We start from the raw sequence: 19918 nt of genomic DNA, 5'->3' as shown, positions 1-19918 counted from the left end.
TCTATTCCGGAGAATATTTTAGAATCCTACCCGTTTTCTTCCCAAGGAGAAATCCATTCCTTCGTAATTATAGATTTCAGCCAGTGTCATGGGATGTGTTTGTTCGGGAATATCCAGACTTTCTTCCTTAATCAGTTGGTTAACCTTATCAGTGGTCAGGTCTTTAAATTCATATCGGGCAGCCAAGCGTCCCTTTCTAAGCAATGCTTCGTCGATATCTTTTAGTGGAGCATTAAAGGTGCAGATAAATTTGATACACAATTCATCGCTCAACAGTCCGTCGCTGATATTCAGTATGTTGACTAATCCGGCATTCATACGGTTGCCTCCGTTGCGGCTTGATAATAGTTCTTCGCAATCTTCTACGATGAAGATAGAGTTCTTTTGTTGGCGGATAAAAGTGATAAAGCTCGGATCCGAAAGTTTATCTACCAGATCCCCACTCATATAAATCATTCTTTTTTTACCAAGATTAATGAGATGGCGGATATAAGTAGTTTTTCCAGTACCTTGTTTCCCATGCAAAATGATTAATCCGCTTTTGTTGTCCTCTAGCAGGAAGTGTTCGATTTCGGCAGCTACGGGAACAAAATCATCGTTATAGTGACGATCAATCTGAATAGCAGGTTCATTGACTTGCGATTGTTTCAGGCTGAAGTAGTTATGAGAGTATGTTACTATAAATAGATTGTTAAGTTTCTCATTTTCCTTCTTGTGATTTTCGCAAATCTGATTGAGATGATTGATTTCCTCTTCGTCGATATTGGAATAGACAATCTTTACGCAATTATCAAAATAGCCGATCATTAAATTCTTTTTGCAGATAACGATACAGTCGTATAACTCTTTTGTACCTGTATTGTCTTCTTCTTCCTCCTCTTCTTCTTTTTCATTTTCAAAATGATTGCAGTACACATGCTCGAATATATCGAACGCGTCATCTTGCTGATAAAGTTCCTTGATTTCTTTCAGAAAATCCTGGTTTACTTTATATTTCACCATTTTCATGGAAGGGAATCGTTTGAATATCTGATAGAATAGACTACAAATGCTACTGTCGCTGAACCATCCTGTGGAGTAATCAAAAATATCTGTGAAATCTGCGAGTGTGTATTCTTTACTCATTTTTTCTTTTTATATAAATCGAGTGGCAAAGGTACGAAATAAATCCATGATATGAACTGATCCGATTTATCATTTTCTCGAAAAACATAGGTGTGGATAGTTTCCTGTATTTATATCAAAGAGAAATCCAGCCTTCTGCAAATGATTTTTCATATTCATTTCTCATGTTCTCATAGGTGATATGATAACGGCTTGTAAATCAATAATATAATGCTATGAGAAATAAAAGATAAAGTGGTATTTCTCATAGTATTTCCCTCATTTCTCCTTAAAAATGATGCATTTCTCATAGGTTTCCAATCATTTCTCCTCTTATTCTCATACTGCTTTTATCTGTTTAGCTCATTTCTCATGCATGATGGCTGTGGCTTTTTCCGGACTCTCTCCGGATTTATGATTATTCCTTTCCTTATGCCGTTTATTAATCAACTTCCTATTGTTTACTGCTTTTCTGTGTATCATTCACCTTGTATCTTCATGTTTTTCCTTAATCATAGCCGTTTTTTCCTGCTACTATCTGTATCGTTGCACTCCAGTGAACAAATCATTCCACTCTAGTGAACGGTTCTTTCCACTTTAGTGCACAGACCTGTTCACTGGAGTGCAACAATACAGATGCCGGTAGGAAAATATGCTAATGTCTGCTCTATATACTTCCAACAAGCACTGATAATATATTGTAAAGCGGTGTGTAGTCTGGTATTCAACTTGATCTTTAGCCCGGAATCCAGCTTGAGAATTTATAGGATAAATAGTCAAAATACTATGAGAAATGCCTTGATAAGTTATGAGAAACAGGTTGTTTTATGTACAAAATGCGTGTCATACTATGAGAAATGCCGTTTTGTATTTTATTTCTCATAGTATTATATTCTTGATTTACAAAAGATTATTGTGCATGTTATGAGAATATGAGAAATGAAAAAGAAAAATCCTTTTTCAGTAAGATCGAAGATTCTACGCATCATTCTCATACAAGTATCATATTAATGAATCAAACTTAGAAACGGAACTCGCTATAAAACCACTATCTCTTATATCTATCTTTCTTTCCTCTTATATTTATGACCTGATTCTTTAATTGCCCCCTAACGCAAATTGATCCCCGGTGCACTTACGCGCCCGCGTGTGATATAACAATGTGTAGCTCTCCGGTTGTTTCCGCACACACCCCACCCATATTTAAAAAATATGTTCTACAACATCGTTCTGCTTCAGCACTTTAGCAAATGTATTCAAAAATAATTAGAAAAAATAGTTTGATATATTTGGATTGTATACCAAAAGAGGCTACTTTTGCACCCGCTTTCCAAGAGAAGAAAGCCTTGAAAAAATGACTTAGTGAAAAAGCGGAATCCCACTTAAAGAAAAGAACAAAAAAACTTCCGAAAAAGTTTGGATTATACTGAATAAAGTTCTTATCTTTGCAGTCCGATTCGCAAAGAAAATCGGCGAGTTCTTCTTTCATACATTCTTTCCCTTTCGCATAGAGAGCCAGAGAAAATAAAGTAAAAAGAAAAACTGAAAAAAAACTTCCGAAAAAGTTTGGTGGTTAAAAATAAAGCCCTTACCTTTGCACCCGCTTTTAAAACGAAAGCAACAAGTTCTTTGAAATATTGATAAACAATACAAGTAGTACAAGTAAAAATAGAACCGTCAATGCTTGTCTTATGAAGTAGCGATACAATTAAGACTAACAGGTAATTGAATAAGGTCAATAAAATTACGGCGTCCTGAACAGAGCAAATAATCATCTTAACTGGTGATAAAAATACTTTTACAATGAAGAGTTTGATCCTGGCTCAGGATGAACGCTAGCTACAGGCTTAACACATGCAAGTCGAGGGGCAGCATTTCATTTTGCTTGCAAAGTGAAGATGGCGACCGGCGCACGGGTGAGTAACACGTATCCAACCTGCCGATAACTCGGGGATAGCCTTTCGAAAGAAAGATTAATATCCGATAGCATATCAATCCCGCATGAGATTGATATTAAAGAATTTCGGTTATCGATGGGGATGCGTTCCATTAGTTTGTTGGCGGGGTAACGGCCCACCAAGACTACGATGGATAGGGGTTCTGAGAGGAAGGTCCCCCACATTGGAACTGAGACACGGTCCAAACTCCTACGGGAGGCAGCAGTGAGGAATATTGGTCAATGGACGTAAGTCTGAACCAGCCAAGTAGCGTGAAGGATGACTGCCCTATGGGTTGTAAACTTCTTTTATATGGGAATAAAGTATTCCACGTGTGGAATTTTGTATGTACCATATGAATAAGGATCGGCTAACTCCGTGCCAGCAGCCGCGGTAATACGGAGGATCCGAGCGTTATCCGGATTTATTGGGTTTAAAGGGAGCGTAGGTGGATTGTTAAGTCAGTTGTGAAAGTTTGCGGCTCAACCGTAAAATTGCAGTTGAAACTGGCAGTCTTGAGTACAGTAGAGGTGGGCGGAATTCGTGGTGTAGCGGTGAAATGCTTAGATATCACGAAGAACTCCGATTGCGAAGGCAGCTCACTAGACTGTCACTGACACTGATGCTCGAAAGTGTGGGTATCAAACAGGATTAGATACCCTGGTAGTCCACACAGTAAACGATGAATACTCGCTGTTTGCGATATACAGTAAGCGGCCAAGCGAAAGCATTAAGTATTCCACCTGGGGAGTACGCCGGCAACGGTGAAACTCAAAGGAATTGACGGGGGCCCGCACAAGCGGAGGAACATGTGGTTTAATTCGATGATACGCGAGGAACCTTACCCGGGCTTAAATTGCATTTGAATATGTAGGAAACTATATAGCCGCAAGGCAAATGTGAAGGTGCTGCATGGTTGTCGTCAGCTCGTGCCGTGAGGTGTCGGCTTAAGTGCCATAACGAGCGCAACCCTTATCTTCAGTTACTAACAGGTCATGCTGAGGACTCTGGAGAGACTGCCGTCGTAAGATGTGAGGAAGGTGGGGATGACGTCAAATCAGCACGGCCCTTACGTCCGGGGCTACACACGTGTTACAATGGGGGGTACAGAAGGCAGCTACCTGGTGACAGGATGCTAATCCCAAAAACCTCTCTCAGTTCGGATCGAAGTCTGCAACCCGACTTCGTGAAGCTGGATTCGCTAGTAATCGCGCATCAGCCATGGCGCGGTGAATACGTTCCCGGGCCTTGTACACACCGCCCGTCAAGCCATGAAAGCCGGGGGTACCTGAAGTACGTAACCGCAAGGAGCGTCCTAGGGTAAAACTGGTAATTGGGGCTAAGTCGTAACAAGGTAGCCGTACCGGAAGGTGCGGCTGGAACACCTCCTTTCTGGAGTGATGCCGTAAACGATGTAATTCTGCATGAATAATGTAAAATACAACATCGTAAAAAAAAGTGACTTTAAAGGTTCTGTTTTTTGTACTACTGGTACTTGTTTATTTATAATATATAGATCAACCATCTATAGAAGTATAGATAGAGATAAACAAGAGAAAAAAGAAGCCGAGTCTAACATACAGGTAGACAAGGTTGAATTATCGAGCAAGAGAGAGCAGAAGCGATGCTTGCATCGATTATGCCGAAAGCAGCCGATAATGCGTAGAACATAGTCCTATAGCTCAGTTGGTTAGAGCGCTACACTGATAATGTAGAGGTCGGCAGTTCAACTCTGCCTGGGACTACCAAGCTCAAGAACGAAGGAATGCCGCATAAGCGGAATGCAGCAATTCTTGATAACCTCTTGGGGGATTAGCTCAGCTGGCTAGAGCATCTGCCTTGCACGCAGAGGGTCAACGGTTCGAATCCGTTATTCTCCACCATCTCTGAAAAAGAGAAACGATCTTTGACATGATGTACAAAAAGTAAAATTTTAGTAAGAGCTAAAAGTATATATCAAACCGTACGTGTTCGAGTACGCAATATTGATAAAAGGAAGCAATTCCCATACCAATACCAGTACGAGAATAAAACGTTTGAAAGAAAGTAAGCAAGGGCGCATGGCGGATGCCTTGGCTCTCGGAGGCGATGAAGGACGTGATAAGCTGCGATAAGCTTCGGGCAGGTGCAAATAACCTTTGATCCGAAGATTTCCGAATGGGACAACCCGGCATTCTGAAGGAATGTCATCCAACCTAGTTGGAAGCTAACGCAGGGAACTGAAACATCTTAGTACCTGTAGGAAAAGAAAATAATAATGATTCCCCTAGTAGTGGCGAGCGAACGGGGATTAGCCCAAACCAATGTTGTTACGGCAATATTGGGGTTGTAGGACCACGACATCGCAAGACATTTCATGAGTAGAACCCTTTGGAAAATGGGACCATAGACGGTGATAGTCCGGTATACGAAGTGAAACGAAGCGTAGTGGTATCCTGAGTAGCGCGGGACACGAGAAATCTTGCGTGAATCTGCCGGGACCATCCGGTAAGGCTAAATACTCCCGAGAGACCGATAGCGAACCAGTACTGTGAAGGAAAGGTGAAAAGCACTTCGAATAGAAGAGTGAAATAGTCCCTGAAACCGTGCGCCTACAAGCGGTCGGAGCTGCGTAAGCAGTGACGGCGTGCCTTTTGCATAATGAACCTACGAGTTACTTTTTCCGGCAAGGTTAAGTGTCTCAAGACATGAAGCCGAAGCGAAAGCGAGTCTGAACAGGGCGATTAGTCGGAAGGAGTAGACGCGAAACCAAGTGATCTACCCTTGGTCAGGTTGAAGGTTAGGTAACACTAACTGGAGGACCGAACCGATAAGCGTTGAAAAGCTTCCGGATGAACTGAGGGTGGGGGTGAAAGGCTAATCAAACTTGGAGATAGCTCGTACTCCCCGAAATGCATTTAGGTGCAGCCTTGGGAATTACTACTGTGAGGTAGAGCGACTGATAAGATGCGAGGGCTTCACCGCCTATCAAGTCTTGATAAACTCCGAATGCGCAGTAGTTCGATCCCAGGAGTGAGGGCATGGGTGCTAAGGTCCATGTCCTAAAGGAGAAGAATCCAGACCATCAGCTAAGGTCCCGAAATAATTGCTAAGTTGAACTAACGAAGTCAGATTGCTAAGACAGCTAGGATGTTGGCTTGGAAGCAGCCATTCATTTAAAGAGTGCGTAACAGCTCACTAGTCGAGGAGTTTGGCGTGGATAATAATCGGGCATTAAGCAATTTACCGAAGCTATGGGATGTTAACTAAACACTAACATCGGTAGGGGAGCATTCCACTCCGCGTCGAAGGTGAAGCGTGAGCTTTGCTGGAGCGTGTGGAAAAGCAAATGTAGGTATAAGTAACGATAAAGGGGGTGAGAAACCCCCTCGCCGAAAGACTAAGGTTTCCTGATCAACGCTAATCGGATCAGGGTTAGTCGGGTCCTAAGGCTCAGCCGAACGGTGAGGCCGATGGCAGAACAGGTTAATATTCCTGTACTACCTTAAAGAGTGACGTGGAGACGGAGGAGTGACAGCGCCGCGGACTGACGGAATAGTCCGTTGAAGGGTGTAGATGTTGATTGCGGCAGGCAAATCCACCGCAAGAGTCGAACCTGATAGTATACCGAATTCTTCGGAATGAGGTAATAGTGCGTGTAAACATACTCCCAAGAAAATCCGCTAAACTTAATCTTTAAGGTACCCGTACCGCAAACGGACACACGTAGTCGGGTTGAATATACTAAGGCGCTTGAGTGATTCACGGTTAAGGAACTAGGCAAATTGACCCTGTAACTTCGGGATAAAGGGTCCCAACGAGAGTTGGGCGCAGAGAATAGGTCCAGGCAACTGTTTAACAAAAACACAGGGCTGTGCCAAATTGAAAGATAACGTATACAGCCTGACACCTGCCCGGTGCTGGAAGGTTAAGAGGAGATGTCATCGCAAGAGAAGCATTGAATTGAAGCCCCAGTAAACGGCGGCCGTAACTATAACGGTCCTAAGGTAGCGAAATTCCTTGTCGGGTAAGTTCCGACCTGCACGAATGGTGTAATGATCTGGACACTGTCTCAACCGTGAGCTCAGTGAAATTGTAGTATCGGTGAAGATGCCGATTACCCGCGATGGGACGAAAAGACCCCGTGAACCTTTACTATAGCTTAACATTGAATTTGGGTAATTGATGTGTAGGATAGGCCGGAGACTTTGAAGCAGGTACGCCAGTATTTGTGGAGTCGCTGTTGAAATACGGCCCTTTGATTATTTGAGTTCTAACTCGCTGCTGCGAGGACACTGTTTGGTGGGTAGTTTGACTGGGGTGGTCGCCTCCAAAAGTGTAACGGAGGCTTCTAAAAGGTGCCCTCAGGACGATTGGTAACCGTCCGTAGAGTGTAATGGCATAAGGGCGCTTGACTGGGAGACAGACAAGTCGATCAGGTAGGAAACTAGAGCATAGTGATCCGGTGTTTCCGTATGGAAGGGACATCGCTCAAAGGATAAAAGGTACTCCGGGGATAACAGGCTGATCCCTCCCAAGAGCTCATATCGACGGAGGGGTTTGGCACCTCGATGTCGGCTCGTCACATCCTGGGGCTGGAGAAGGTCCCAAGGGTTGGGCTGTTCGCCCATTAAAGTGGCACGCGAGCTGGGTTCAGAACGTCGTGAGACAGTTCGGTCTCTATCTATCGTGGGCGTATGAAATTTGCGTGGCTCTGACACTAGTACGAGAGGACCGTGTTGGACTGACCGCTGGTTTACCAGTTGTGCCGCCAGGTGCATTGCTGGGTATCTAAGTCGGGATTGGATAAGTGCTGAAAGCATCTAAGTACGAAGCCAGCCACAAGATTAGATTTCTTAGGGTCGTCAAAGACGATGACGTTGATAGGATGCAGGTGTAAAGGTGGTAACATCAAAGCCGAGCATTACTAATTGCCCGTTCACTTTCTTTCAAACATGTACCGGTTGGGTATATACGTTTAGCTTACTAGACACTAGGATTTTACTTTTCATCATGTCATAACCTTATTCAGGTGGTTATAGCACGAGGGTTCCACCTCTTCCCATTCCGAACAGAGAAGTTAAGCCTCGTCACGCCGATGGTACTGCGTAACAGTGGGAGAGTAGGTAGCCGCCGTTTTAAAGAAGCCCCTTGATTCATTTTGAGTCAAGGGGCTTTCTGTTTTGGTACTTTGCGAAAAAAGTGCTATATTTGCGACTGACAATTATTTTATTAAACGTTTAAAGCAAATTTAAAAGGTATGAAAACTAAATTATTTTTGGCTGCTGTAGCAGTAACATTTTCTTTTGCAATGATGTCTTGTACTGGTAACAAAACTACTAACGCTGCTTCTGAAGGTGAAGAAACAACTGTAGAAACAGTGGAAGCTGTTGTTGAATCTGATTCTTGCTGCCAGGCTAAGGACTCTTGTGCTACTGCTTGCGATAAAAAAGCTGATTGCGCAGAAAAGAAAGAATGTTGCGATAAGAAGTAATCTATTGATTTAGAACAATAAAGAAGGAGAGGGAGAGAATGATTCAAACATTCTACTCCCTCTTTTCGTTTAATGAATATATCGCTTTATTCGTGATATATTTTTGCTAATAATCGGCTTTAACTTATGAAATGATATTTTTTTCGATAAAAAAGTAACGTATTATTTGGTGGTAAAGAAATAATCCATACCTTTGCACCGTCAAACTAATAAAAGAGACAAGAAATGAATCAGATGTTTATACATATTCTACTATGCGGTATTATTATTCTACTATCAAAGGTTAGTGGAAGTGAGTGCTGCGCGTAAATGTGTATAAATGAAAATATACGAAAGCCTTTCTCACTTCCAAGTGTGAAAGGCTTTTTTTAATGCTAATAATTATATAATATACATAAGAATATGGACAATAGGTTATTTATTTTTGATACCACTCTTAGAGATGGTGAACAGGTTCCGGGATGCCAGTTGAATACAGTAGAAAAGATTCAGGTAGCAAAGGCATTGGAAGCGTTGGGAGTAGACGTGATTGAAGCCGGATTCCCCATTTCGAGCCCGGGAGATTTTAATTCAGTAATTGAGATTTCAAAAGCGGTGACTTGGCCTACTATCTGTGCTTTGACTCGCGCAGTTCAAAAAGATATTGATGTAGCCGTAGATGCACTGAAATTTGCTAAACATAAACGTATTCACACTGGTATCGGTACTTCTGATTCGCACATTAAATATAAATTCAATTCGAATCGTGAAGAGATTATCGAACGTGCAGTAGCTGCTGTGAAATATGCCCGCCGTTTTGTAGACGATGTGGAATTTTATGCAGAAGACGCAGGCCGTACGGATAACGAATATCTGGCACGTGTGGTGGAAGCTGTCATCAAGGCTGGAGCTACCGTAGTGAATATCCCTGATACAACAGGTTACTGCTTGCCTTCAGAATATGGCGCCAAGATAAAATACCTGGTTGACCATGTAGACGGCATTGATAATGCCATACTTTCTACTCACTGTCACAATGACTTGGGTATGGCTACTGCCAATACGATAGCTGGTGTCTTGAACGGTGCGCGTCAGGTGGAAGTTACCATCAACGGTATTGGCGAACGTGCAGGAAATACTGCTCTCGAAGAAATCGCCATGATTATCAAGAGCCATCACGAAATTGATATCCAGACCAATATCAATACGCAGAAGATTTATCCGACCAGCCGTATGGTATCCAGCCTGATGAATATGCCGGTACAGCCTAATAAAGCAATCGTTGGACGTAACGCTTTCGCACACTCTTCAGGTATCCATCAGGATGGCGTATTGAAAAATGTACAGACATATGAGATTATCGATCCGCATGATGTGGGTATTGATGACAACTCTATTGTATTGACTGCCCGCAGCGGACGTGCAGCATTGAAAAATCGTCTTTCTATATTGGGAGTGAATTTGGATCAGGAAAAACTGGATAAGGTATATGATGAGTTCCTGAAGTTGGCTGATAAGAAGAAAGATATTAATGATGATGATATTTTAGTATTGGCAGGTGCAGACCGTAGCCAGAACCATCGTATCAAACTGGATTACTTGCAGGTGACGAGTGGTGTCGGTGTTCGTTCGGTAGCCAGTTTGGGATTGAATATTGCCGGTGAGAAGTTTGAAGCTTGTGCCAGTGGTAATGGTCCGGTAGATGCTGCCATCAAAGCATTGAAAAAGATTGTAGAACGCCACATGACTCTGAAAGAGTTTACTATTCAGGCTATCAGTAAGGGAAGTGATGATGTAGGTAAAGTGCACATGCAGGTAGAATATGATAACCAGATTTATTATGGTTTTGGTGCCAACACAGATATTATTGCTGCTTCGGTAGAAGCCTACATCGACTGTATCAACAAATTCAAATCGTAAAAAAGAGATTGACAGTCGGTTTGGTATTACAGAGATTGATTGAAAGAGTAAATAGTAATTAGTAAAATAGTAAATAAACAGATGAATACATTATTTGATAAGATATGGGATGCCCACGTGGTGACTACTGTGGAAGATGGCCCTACACAGCTTTATATTGATCGGTTATATTGTCACGAAGTGACTAGTCCGCAGGCTTTTGCGGGATTGCGTGAACGTGGAATCGGAGTGTTGCGTCCGGAAAAGGTGTTTTGTATGCCTGACCATAATACACCGACACACGATCAGGATAAGGAGATTGAAGATCCGGTCTCTAAAACGCAGGTGGATACTTTGACAAAAAACGCGAAGGATTTCGGTCTGACGCACTACGGCATGATGCATCCGAAGAATGGTATTATCCATGTGGTAGGCCCCGAACGTGGTTTGACCTTGCCGGGAATGACGATTGTTTGCGGTGACTCTCACACTTCTACTCATGGTGCAATGGGAGCGATTGCTTTCGGTATCGGAACGAGTGAGGTGGAAATGGTGCTGGCTTCACAATGTATTCTCCAGTCGAGACCGAAAACAATGCGTATCACTGTAGACGGTGAACTGGGAAAAGGGGTGACTGCAAAGGATGTGGCTCTGTATATGATGTCTAAGATGACTACCAGTGGTGCTACAGGTTACTTCGTGGAATATGCAGGTTCGGCTATCCGCAATCTGACAATGGAGGGACGTCTTACCCTTTGCAACCTTTCGATTGAAATGGGTGCACGTGGTGGGATGGTTGCTCCGGATGAAGTGACTTTTGAATATATCAAAGGACGTGAAAATGCTCCGCAAGGCGAAGCATGGGACAAGGCTTTGGCTTATTGGAAGACATTGAAGAGTGATGATGATGCCGTGTTTGATAAAGAAGTCCGTTTCGAAGCGGCTGATATTGAACCGATGATTACTTATGGAACGAATCCGGGTATGGGTATGGGAATCACACAACACATTCCTACCATGGAAGGAATGAGTGAAGCTGCACAGGTTTCGTTCAAGAAATCAATGGAGTATATGGGATTCCAACCGGGTGAATCTTTGTTGGGTAAGAAGATTGATTATGTATTCCTTGGGGCTTGTACAAACGGTCGTATTGAGGATTTCCGTGCATTTGCTTCCATCGTGAAAGGTCGTAAGAAAGCGGAGAATGTTATTGCATGGCTGGTTCCGGGTTCATGGATGGTAGACGCACAGATCCGTAAGGAAGGAATCGACAAGATATTGACGGAAGCCGGATTTGCTATCCGTCAGCCGGGATGTTCTGCTTGTCTGGCAATGAACGATGATAAGATTCCTGCCGGAAAGTATTCGGTATCTACCAGTAACCGTAATTTTGAAGGACGTCAGGGACCCGGTGCACGCACTTTGCTGGCTAGTCCGCTGGTAGCTGCCGCTGCTGCGGTGACAGGTGTGATTACCGATCCGAGAAAACTGATTTGATTTTACGATTAGACAATTTACGATTTACGATTGAAAAATGGTCGTGAATCAGATTGTCTGTCGTAAGAGAATGAGTCAATAGTAATTTCAATCGTTAAATAGTAAATAGTAAATCGTTAAATCGTAAATAAAAAGATGGCTAAGACAAAATTTAATATAATAACAAGTACTTGTGTACCTCTTCCTTTAGAAAACGTAGATACTGACCAGATTATTCCGGCACGTTTCCTGAAAGCAACTACTCGTGAAGAAAAATTCTTTGGTGATAATCTTTTCCGTGACTGGCGTTATAATGCTGACGGTTCCCTGAACAAGGATTTTGTGTTAAACAATCCTACTTATAGCGGACAGGTATTAGTGGCAGGAAAAAACTTCGGTTCGGGTTCCAGCCGTGAACACGCTGCCTGGGCCATTGCAGGATATGGTTTCCGCGTGGTGGTATCCAGTTTCTTTGCCGATATTCATAAGAATAATGAGTTGAACAACTTTGTGCTGCCGGTGGTTGTTACCGAGGAGTTTCTGCAGGAGTTGTTCGATTCGATAGAAGCGGACCCGAAGATGGAAGTGGAAGTGAACCTTCCCGAACAGACCATCACCAACAAGGCGACAGGTAAAAGTGAACATTTCGAAATCAATGCTTATAAGAAACTTTGTTTGATGAACGGATTGGACGATATCGATTTCTTGTTGAGCAATAAAGATAAAATAGAAGAATGGGAAAAGAAGGCGTGAAAATAGAAATCATGGACACAACGCTCCGTGATGGTGAACAAACCAGCGGAGTGTCTTTCGTGCCTCATGAGAAACTAATGATCGCCCGTTTACTGTTAGAAGATTTAAAGGTAGACCGGGTGGAGGTTGCTTCGGCGCGTGTGTCGGACGGTGAGTTTGAAGCCGTGAAGATGATTTGCGACTGGGCTGCCCGTCGTAATCTGCTCCATAAAGTGGAAGTGCTCGGCTTTGTCGACGGGCATACTTCTGTCGATTGGATTCAGCGTACCGGTTGCCGTGTGATTAATCTTCTTTGTAAAGGTTCATTGAAGCATTGTACGCAACAACTGAAAAAGACACCGGAAGAACATCTGGCGGATATCATAAGTGTGGTGCATTATGCCGACGAACAGGATATAACCGTCAATGTTTATCTGGAAGATTGGAGCAACGGTATCAAGGATTCTCCCGAATACGTGTTTCAGTTGATGGATGGATTGAAAGAAACGAGCGTCAAGCGTTTTATGTTGCCTGATACGTTGGGTATCTTGAATCCTTTGCAAGTGATAGAGTATATGCGGAAGATGAAGAAACGTTATCCGAATACTCATCTCGATTTCCATGCGCACAATGATTATGATTTGGCTGTGAGTAATGTCCTTGCCGCGGTATTAAGCGGTGTCAAAGGATTGCATACAACCATCAACGGACTGGGCGAACGGGCAGGAAATGCTCCTCTCGCAAGTGTGCAGGCTATCCTGAAAGACCATTTCAATGCGGTGACCAATATCGACGAAAGCCGTTTGAATGATGTCAGCCGGGTAGTGGAATCTTATTCGGGAATTGTGATACCTGCCAATAAACCGATTGTAGGTGAGAATGTCTTTACGCAAGTGGCAGGGGTGCATGCTGACGGGGATAACAAGAATAATCTCTACTGTAATGATTTGCTTCCCGAACGTTTTGGCCGTAAGCGGGAATATGCATTGGGTAAGACAAGCGGTAAAGCGAATATCCGTAAGAACCTCGAAGATCTTGGACTGGAGCTGGACGAAGATGCTATGCGCAAGGTAACGGAACGCATCATCGAGTTGGGCGACAAGAAAGAGCTGGTCACACAGGAAGATTTGCCGTACATTGTTTCGGATGTGTTGAAACACGGAGCAGTGGGTGAGAAGGTTAAACTGAAGAGCTATTTTGTGAATCTGGCTCATGGGCTGAAACCGATGGCAACGTTGAAGATAGAAATCAACGGAAAAGAGTACGAAGAGAGTTCAGGCGGCGATGGTCAGTATGATGCTTTTGTTCGTGCGTTGCGTAAGATATATAAGGTGACATTAGGACGTAAATTCCCGATGTTGACCAATTATGCGGTAACCATCCCTCCCGGTGGACGTACGGATGCATTTGTGCAGACAGTTATCACGTGGAGTTATGATGAGCAGGTGTTCCGTACCCGCGGGCTCGATGCCGACCAGACAGAGGCTGCCATCAAGGCTACTATGAAGATGTTGAACCTCATCGAAGATGAATACGAGAAGAGCAAGTGAGAAACAACTTGCCCGAAGAATGTTTTTTATACGAATATATAAATAGAAGAATAAACGATTATGGATTTTAAAATTGCTGTATTAGCAGGCGACGGCATCGGACCGGAGATCTCTGTGCAAGGTGTAGATGTGATGAGTGCCGTTTGCGAGAAGTTTGGTCACAAAGTAAGTTACGAATATGCAATCTGTGGAGCTGATGCGATTGATAAAGTAGGCGATCCGTTTCCGGAAGCAACTTATCAGGTTTGTAAAGAGGCGGACGCTGTTTTGTTCTCTGCCGTAGGTGATCCGAAATTTGACAATGATCCTACTGCCAAGGTACGTCCGGAACAAGGCTTGCTGGCTATGCGTAAGAAACTGGGTCTTTTTGCTAATATCCGTCCGGTACAGACATTCAAATGCCTGATCCACAAATCTCCGTTGCGTGCGGAACTGGTAGAGAATGCCGATTTTATCTGTATCCGTGAGCTGACTGGAGGTATGTATTTCGGTGAAAAGTATCAGGATAATGACAAGGCGTATGATACAAACTATTATACTCGTCCGGAAATCGAACGTATTTTGAAGGTGGCTTTCGAATATGCGATGAAGCGCAGAAAACATCTGACTGTGGTAGATAAGGCAAATGTGTTGGCTTCTTCCCGTCTGTGGCGTCAGATCGCACAGGAAATGGCTCCGAACTATCCGGAAGTGACAACTGATTATATGTTTGTGGATAATGCTGCAATGAAGATGATTCAGGAACCTGCTTTCTTCGATGTGATGGTAACGGAAAATACATTCGGTGACATCCTGACTGACGAAGGTTCTGTAATCAGTGGTTCTATGGGCTTGCTTCCTTCTGCTTCTACAGGTGAAAGTACTCCGGTATTTGAACCGATTCACGGTTCATGGCCGCAGGCTAAGGGATTGAATATTGCTAATCCATTGGCACAGATTCTTTCTGTAGCTATGTTGTTCGAGTATTTCGACCTTAAAGAAGAGGGTGCATTGATTCGTAAAGCCGTAGATGCTTCTTTAGATGAGAATGTACGCACACCGGAAATACAAGTGGCTGAAGGTGCTAAGTACGGAACAAAAGAAGTAGGACAGTGGATTGTTGATTATATCAAGAAAGCTTGATAAACCCGGATAAAAAAGTAAAAGCCTGGCATCGGATAACGGTGTCAGGCTTTTACTTTTTAGTTCGAAATAGTGTTGTTGTGTTCTACCAACTTTTAATAGTGGAATATAGAACGATACCGAGCACGGTCAGTAATCCTACATAAATAGTGACTGACCATTGTTTTATTTCTTTTCTCTTCGTGCGGGTGGAAGGTTCCAGATAGATGGCTGCTTTGTGGGCGATGGTGCAGAACAACCAACCGCCGAATCCTCCGATAATACCTCCTACGAGTAAATCACCGGGGTAATGTACACCCAGATATATACGTGTGTAGCAGTTGAGTATTGCCCAGGTCAGGATGAAAATGCTTAGCCAACGTTTACGGAACAGGAATATGACAAACATGGCAAGACCTAATGAATTGGCTGCATGGCACGATGGGAAACCGTAGCTTCCCCCGCGGTAACCATTTACGATATATACCAGATCTACAATCGGGTTCTCCGGATTGGCGGGACGCAGACGTGCTACTACCGGACGAATGATGCTGCTGCACATTTGGTCGGCAAAGGTGATAGTCAGTGCAATGGCAGCCACGTAACACAGTACTACTTTCCAGTGGAAGTTTTTTAATAAAATATACAATATAGTGGCATACATGGGAATCCAGATGAATTTACCCGTGAAAGAACTCATGAAATAATCCCAGAAAGGGGAATGTATTCCATTGAAAGACAAGAAGATATTTGTATCTATCTCCGAAAGATATTGGACAATTCCGGTGTGTATCATCAGGCTTTATTGTTCTATATTACTTTATAAATATTCAATATAATTCATTTCCTAGCGTTTTGCCAGGTCATCGTAGAGCTTCTGCAGGAATGCTTTTCCCTTTTCCAGATTGGCTCCTTTGGCGGTACCTTCGTCCAGTTGCACAGTATTTGCGTCCAGATTGTACACTAATTGGTTATCGGCGGTAATCATTCCGAAATAGTTCGGTCGGGTGAAGTATGCGAAATGAGGAGAGGCCGGATTCATGATATTCTTGCTGAAAGTAAATTCATCATGCGGCAATCCTAATTGGGCAAGCAAGGTGGCGGCAATGTCAATTTGTGAAGCATAAGTATCTACCACAAGAGGTTGTTTGATTGCACCTCCGATTAAAATCAGCGGAATGGTTTGGCCGTCCAGCGGATTTTCTATGGGATATGGGTATGCACCCTGATGATCGGGAACGAGTACAAACAGTGTGTTTTTCCATAGCGGTGTCTCTTGATACTGTTTCACGAAATCTCCTACACAACTATCGGCATACGCAAAGGAGTTGAGGATTTTATCATCCAGCCTGTGGAACGGGACTTCGAACGGTTCGTGGCTGCTTGATGTCTGAACAAGTTTCAGGAACGGTTCTTTTTGTTTTTCTTCTTTCAGGTCTTTCATCAGGCGTTGGAATAAGACGTGATCCTGTGCTCCCCATTTTCCTGTACGTTCGGACAGAGGAAAATCTTTATCGGAAATAATCTTCTCGATGCCGGAAGATACTAGATAAGAGCGCATATTTGTGAAATCTGCATCTCCGCCATAGTAATATTCCAGGTTGTATCCGGCATTTTTCAGGCTGCGCGGGATAGAAGGAAGTTTGTCCGTCTTTTCGGGATATTTCATGATGCTGGTGCTTGGCTGGCCGGGATATCCGCTGATGATGGATGCCAGTCCGCGGTCTGTGCGGAAACTGCTGCCGTAGAAGTTGCTGAATAATACGCCTTCTTTAGCGAATTTATCCATATTGACAGCCACATTGGGTTGTCCTCCGAAAGTTTCCATCAAGTGTGTGGAGAAACTCTCAAGGATAATAAAAATAATGTTCGGACGTTGTGTATTCAATAATTGGGGGATGCTGTCTGTTGCTGAGACAGGTTTGTCTACCATCTCTGCAAATAATTCGTCGGCTATTTTCGGGTCCATGAAGCGATATTGCTTATCGAAATTATTCTGGTGGGTGGCGGAATACATGAAACTGAATGCCGGGTTGATGGCTGCATGATTCATGCGTTGGTCCTGGCTGAAATATACCTTGCTCAAATTCATGGTGGATACGCTGAATCCGCCCCGGATGGGGATGAAGAGTGCCGCTGTCAGCAAAAGGAGCGCAAGCGAGACATTCTGACGTCGATAAGGTATTTTCAGGGGCTTTTTCTCCCGGATAAGGACGTAATAGAAAATAAAGTATAAAATTGCTGCATAGATCAGCATAGATAAGATTCCCAATAATACAAACCAAAAGCTGACACTTGCCATAGCATCTTTGGGGGAAGAGAAGAAATAGAAAACGGGGGTGGCATCCAGACGGAATCCCCAAAAGCCGTATAATCCCAGGTCGATGATAAAAATGCAGGCCATGACAAAGGCGATTGCTCCGAAATAGCCTTGCCGGATGCGGCGGAGTATGGATGAACTCGTCCAGGCGGAGGCGATGAGCAGTAAGCCTGGGATGGCGGTCAGGTAACCTGCAAGAGATAAATCCAGAGGCAATCCGTGCCACATGATGCGGAAGTAGTCACCTAAAGATGCGTCGGTATATAAATCATGGTAGTAAACCATGAAGATTGGTTTCTGAAGAACGAATAAAAGAACAAATAAAAAATAGGTCGTGAGAAATTGTATGATTCTCTTTTTCATATCTGTAAACTTAAAAAGATTGAACGGATACAAAGTTACTATACTTTTCCTTATCTTTCTCATGAAGTGATATAAAACATACCTTTTTTTCCATATCTTTGTCGTGTCTGTGACAAAAATAAAGTAATAAGATGGCAAAGATTGCAAGGAAACTAACAGATTTAGTGGGGAATACCCCTTTGATGGAACTTTCCGGTTATAGTGGAAAGTACGGTCTGGAACAAAATATTATTGCCAAACTGGAGGCTTTTAATCCGGCGGGAAGTGTAAAAGACAGAGTGGCTCTTTCGATGATTGAAGATGCGGAAGCTCGTGGAGCACTGAAACCCGGTGCAACGATTATTGAGCCGACAAGTGGAAATACAGGTGTCGGGTTGGCAATGGTAGCCACTATTAAAGGGTATCATTTGATATTGACCATGCCCGAAACAATGAGCCTGGAACGGCGGAACCTGTTGAAAGCATTGGGTGCGCAGATTGTATTGACGGACGGGTTAGGAGGAATGGCAGCTTCTATTGCCAAGGCGCAGGAGTTGCGTGATAGTATTCCCGGTTCGGTGATCTTGCAACAATTTGAGAATCCGGCTAATGCGGCTGTTCATGAACGGACGACAGGTGAAGAGATCTGGCGCGATACCGATGGTGAAGTGGCTGTTTTTGTAGCCGGAGTGGGTACTGGAGGAACAGTGTGCGGTGTAGCCCGTGCTTTAAAGAAACATAATCCGGATATTTATATTGTGGCGGTGGAACCGTCGTCGTCTCCTGTATTGGCGGGAAGAGAGGCAGCTCCGCATCGTATTCAGGGTATCGGAGCGAATTTTATTCCCAAGCTTTATGACGCTTCTGTGGTAGATGAGGTGATGGGTGTGCCCGATGACGAAGCGATTCGTGCGGGACGTGAGTTAGCGGCAACAGAAGGTCTGCTGGCGGGAATTTCTTCGGGAGCAGCCGTGTATGCTGCCCGTCAACTGTCACTGCGTCCGGAATTTAAGAACAAAAAAATAGTAGCGTTGTTACCTGATACGGGAGAGCGTTATTTGTCGACCGAACTGTTTGCTTTTGACGCATATCCATTGGATTAATTTATTCACTAAAAAAGACCTGAACCATGGTAAGAATAATGATAGCTTTGTTTTTTTGTTTTCCGGCTGTTGCCTTTGCGCAAACTTATCAGCAATTGTCCGAAAGAGCCATTGAATGTATCGAGAAAGACAGCCTTCCCAAAGCAGAGGAACTTTTGCTTCAGGCTTTGAAGCTGGAACCGAAGAACGCTAAGAATGCGTTGCTTTTTTCTAACTTGGGATTGGTGCAGCGTCGTTTGGGTGAGTTTGACAAAGCGCTGGAGTCTTATTCTTTTGCACTGAATTTTGCTCCTTTGGCAGTTCCTATTTTACTCGACCGTGCCGCCATTTATATGGAAATGGGAAAAACAGACCGTGCTTATACCGATTATTGTCAGGTGCTTGATGAGGATAAGCAGAACAAGGAAGCTTTGTTGATGCGTGCCTATATTTATGTGCTCCGCCGGGATTATCCGGCTGCGAGAATCGATTATAATCGTTTGCTGGAACTGGACCCGCAGAGTTATAGCGGTCGTCTGGGATTGGCTACTCTGGAGCAGAAAGAAGGAAAATTCCGGGAATCTCTTGAAATTCTGAATAAGATGATTACGGCCACTCCTGACGATGCGACGCTTTATATTGCCCGTGCCGACGTGGAACGCGAGATGAAGCATGAAGATCTGGCATTGGTTGATTTGGAGGAAGCGATCCGGTTGGATGCTGCCTCGGCTGATGCTTATCTGCTGCGTGGAAATATCTATCTGGCACAGAAAAAGAAAGGACTTGCCAAAGCTGACTTTGAGAAAGCCATTTCATTGGGAGTGCCTCCGGCTGATCTGCACGAACAATTGCGGCAATGCAAATGAAGTTATCAATAAGGCAACTATATCTTTCCGGTTTACATAAGTTAGAGCTTTTGGTTA

Annotated in this window: 11 protein-coding genes, 2 tRNA genes and 3 rRNA genes; 13 read left to right on the top strand and 3 right to left on the bottom strand. The window is 43.6% G+C overall.

Annotation, left to right across the window (positions count from 1 at the left end):
* Positions 1-18: 18 nt before the first annotated feature.
* Complete coding sequence (locus NXV01_RS23455; protein ID WP_148365021.1) at positions 19-1125, bottom strand: AAA family ATPase; 1107 nt, start codon at positions 1123-1125, stop codon at positions 19-21.
* Positions 1126-2904: 1779 nt separating this feature from the next.
* Here NXV01_RS23455 and NXV01_RS23450 point away from each other — a divergent pair.
* The 11 genes from NXV01_RS23450 to leuB all read left to right on the top strand — a co-directional run bounded on the left by NXV01_RS23450 (position 2905) and on the right by leuB (position 15272).
* Positions 2905-4433, top strand: a 16S ribosomal RNA gene (locus NXV01_RS23450).
* Positions 4434-4712: 279 nt separating this feature from the next.
* Positions 4713-4789: transfer RNA gene (locus NXV01_RS23445), tRNA-Ile, on the top strand.
* 58 nt (positions 4790-4847) lie between these two features.
* Positions 4848-4924, top strand: a tRNA-Ala gene (locus tag NXV01_RS23440).
* Between the two features lie 157 nt (positions 4925-5081).
* A 23S ribosomal RNA gene (locus NXV01_RS23435) occupies positions 5082-7971 on the top strand.
* A gap of 77 nt (positions 7972-8048) precedes the next feature.
* A 5S ribosomal RNA gene (rrf, locus tag NXV01_RS23430) occupies positions 8049-8159 on the top strand.
* Together the 16S, 23S and 5S rRNA genes with 2 tRNA genes alongside form the textbook arrangement of a ribosomal RNA operon.
* A gap of 121 nt (positions 8160-8280) precedes the next feature.
* A complete protein-coding gene (locus NXV01_RS23425) occupies positions 8281-8514 on the top strand; it encodes a hypothetical protein (RefSeq protein ID WP_148364591.1) in 234 nt (77 codons plus the stop codon).
* 402 nt (positions 8515-8916) lie between these two features.
* Positions 8917-10413 carry a 2-isopropylmalate synthase gene (locus tag NXV01_RS23420; RefSeq protein WP_004301125.1) on the top strand — a complete coding sequence of 499 codons (1497 nt, stop codon included), beginning with the start codon at positions 8917-8919 and terminating at the stop codon, positions 10411-10413.
* Positions 10414-10494: 81 nt separating this feature from the next.
* A complete protein-coding gene (gene leuC, locus NXV01_RS23415) occupies positions 10495-11889 on the top strand; it encodes a 3-isopropylmalate dehydratase large subunit (RefSeq protein WP_148364592.1) in 1395 nt (464 codons plus the stop codon).
* Positions 11890-12024: 135 nt separating this feature from the next.
* The gene (gene leuD, locus NXV01_RS23410) at positions 12025-12621 is read left to right on the top strand and encodes a 3-isopropylmalate dehydratase small subunit (RefSeq protein ID WP_148364593.1); all 597 of its coding nucleotides are present in this window, start codon (positions 12025-12027) and stop codon (positions 12619-12621) included.
* Positions 12603-14150, top strand: a complete 1548-nt coding sequence (locus NXV01_RS23405) for an alpha-isopropylmalate synthase regulatory domain-containing protein (RefSeq protein ID WP_167511741.1) — start codon at positions 12603-12605, stop codon at positions 14148-14150. The genes leuD and NXV01_RS23405 overlap by 19 nt, the downstream gene beginning before the upstream one ends.
* Before the next feature lie 60 nt (positions 14151-14210).
* On the top strand, positions 14211-15272 hold the full coding sequence (gene leuB / locus NXV01_RS23400; RefSeq protein WP_148364594.1) for a 3-isopropylmalate dehydrogenase: 1062 nt from the start codon (positions 14211-14213) through the stop codon (positions 15270-15272).
* Positions 15273-15357: 85 nt separating this feature from the next.
* On the opposite strand, the gene NXV01_RS23395 is transcribed toward leuB, so the two are convergent.
* Together NXV01_RS23395 and NXV01_RS23390 are read right to left on the bottom strand one after the other, a co-directional pair.
* Positions 15358-16047: a phosphatase PAP2 family protein gene (locus NXV01_RS23395; protein WP_148364595.1), complete on the bottom strand. Its 690-nt coding sequence runs from the start codon at positions 16045-16047 to the stop codon at positions 15358-15360.
* Between the two features lie 51 nt (positions 16048-16098).
* Entirely contained in the window at positions 16099-17934 is a 1836-nt protein-coding gene (locus NXV01_RS23390; RefSeq protein ID WP_234132667.1) for an LTA synthase family protein, read from the bottom strand.
* Positions 17935-18065: 131 nt separating this feature from the next.
* Between NXV01_RS23390 and cysK the strand changes: the two genes are divergently transcribed.
* Both cysK and NXV01_RS23380 read left to right on the top strand, forming a co-directional pair.
* A complete protein-coding gene (cysK, locus tag NXV01_RS23385; RefSeq protein ID WP_195650256.1) occupies positions 18066-19016 on the top strand; it encodes a cysteine synthase A in 951 nt (316 codons plus the stop codon).
* 26 nt (positions 19017-19042) lie between these two features.
* Positions 19043-19861: a lipopolysaccharide assembly protein LapB gene (locus NXV01_RS23380; protein ID WP_148364597.1), complete on the top strand. Its 819-nt coding sequence runs from the start codon at positions 19043-19045 to the stop codon at positions 19859-19861.
* Positions 19862-19918 lie beyond the last annotated feature (57 nt).

This window comes from Bacteroides sp. BFG-606 (assembly GCF_024788145.1).
Classification (GTDB): Bacteria; Bacteroidota; Bacteroidia; order Bacteroidales; family Bacteroidaceae; genus Bacteroides; species Bacteroides vicugnae.
This window is presented reverse-complemented; position numbering and strand designations above follow the sequence as displayed.

What these genes read in the sequence shown, in the direction of transcription:
- NXV01_RS23455 (WP_148365021.1), bottom strand. Translation starts at nt 1,125, where the DNA reads ATGAGTAAAGAATACACACTCGCAGATTTCACAGATATTTTTGATTAC.
- NXV01_RS23425 (WP_148364591.1), top strand. Translation starts at nt 8,281, where the DNA reads ATGAAAACTAAATTATTTTTGGCTGCTGTAGCAGTAACATTTTCTTTT.
- NXV01_RS23420 (WP_004301125.1), top strand. Translation starts at nt 8,917, where the DNA reads ATGGACAATAGGTTATTTATTTTTGATACCACTCTTAGAGATGGTGAA.
- leuC (WP_148364592.1), top strand. Translation starts at nt 10,495, where the DNA reads ATGAATACATTATTTGATAAGATATGGGATGCCCACGTGGTGACTACT.
- leuD (WP_148364593.1), top strand. Translation starts at nt 12,025, where the DNA reads ATGGCTAAGACAAAATTTAATATAATAACAAGTACTTGTGTACCTCTT.
- NXV01_RS23405 (WP_167511741.1), top strand. Translation starts at nt 12,603, where the DNA reads ATGGGAAAAGAAGGCGTGAAAATAGAAATCATGGACACAACGCTCCGT.
- leuB (WP_148364594.1), top strand. Translation starts at nt 14,211, where the DNA reads ATGGATTTTAAAATTGCTGTATTAGCAGGCGACGGCATCGGACCGGAG.
- NXV01_RS23395 (WP_148364595.1), bottom strand. Translation starts at nt 16,047, where the DNA reads ATGATACACACCGGAATTGTCCAATATCTTTCGGAGATAGATACAAAT.
- NXV01_RS23390 (WP_234132667.1), bottom strand. Translation starts at nt 17,934, where the DNA reads ATGAAAAAGAGAATCATACAATTTCTCACGACCTATTTTTTATTTGTT.
- cysK (WP_195650256.1), top strand. Translation starts at nt 18,066, where the DNA reads ATGGCAAAGATTGCAAGGAAACTAACAGATTTAGTGGGGAATACCCCT.
- NXV01_RS23380 (WP_148364597.1), top strand. Translation starts at nt 19,043, where the DNA reads ATGGTAAGAATAATGATAGCTTTGTTTTTTTGTTTTCCGGCTGTTGCC.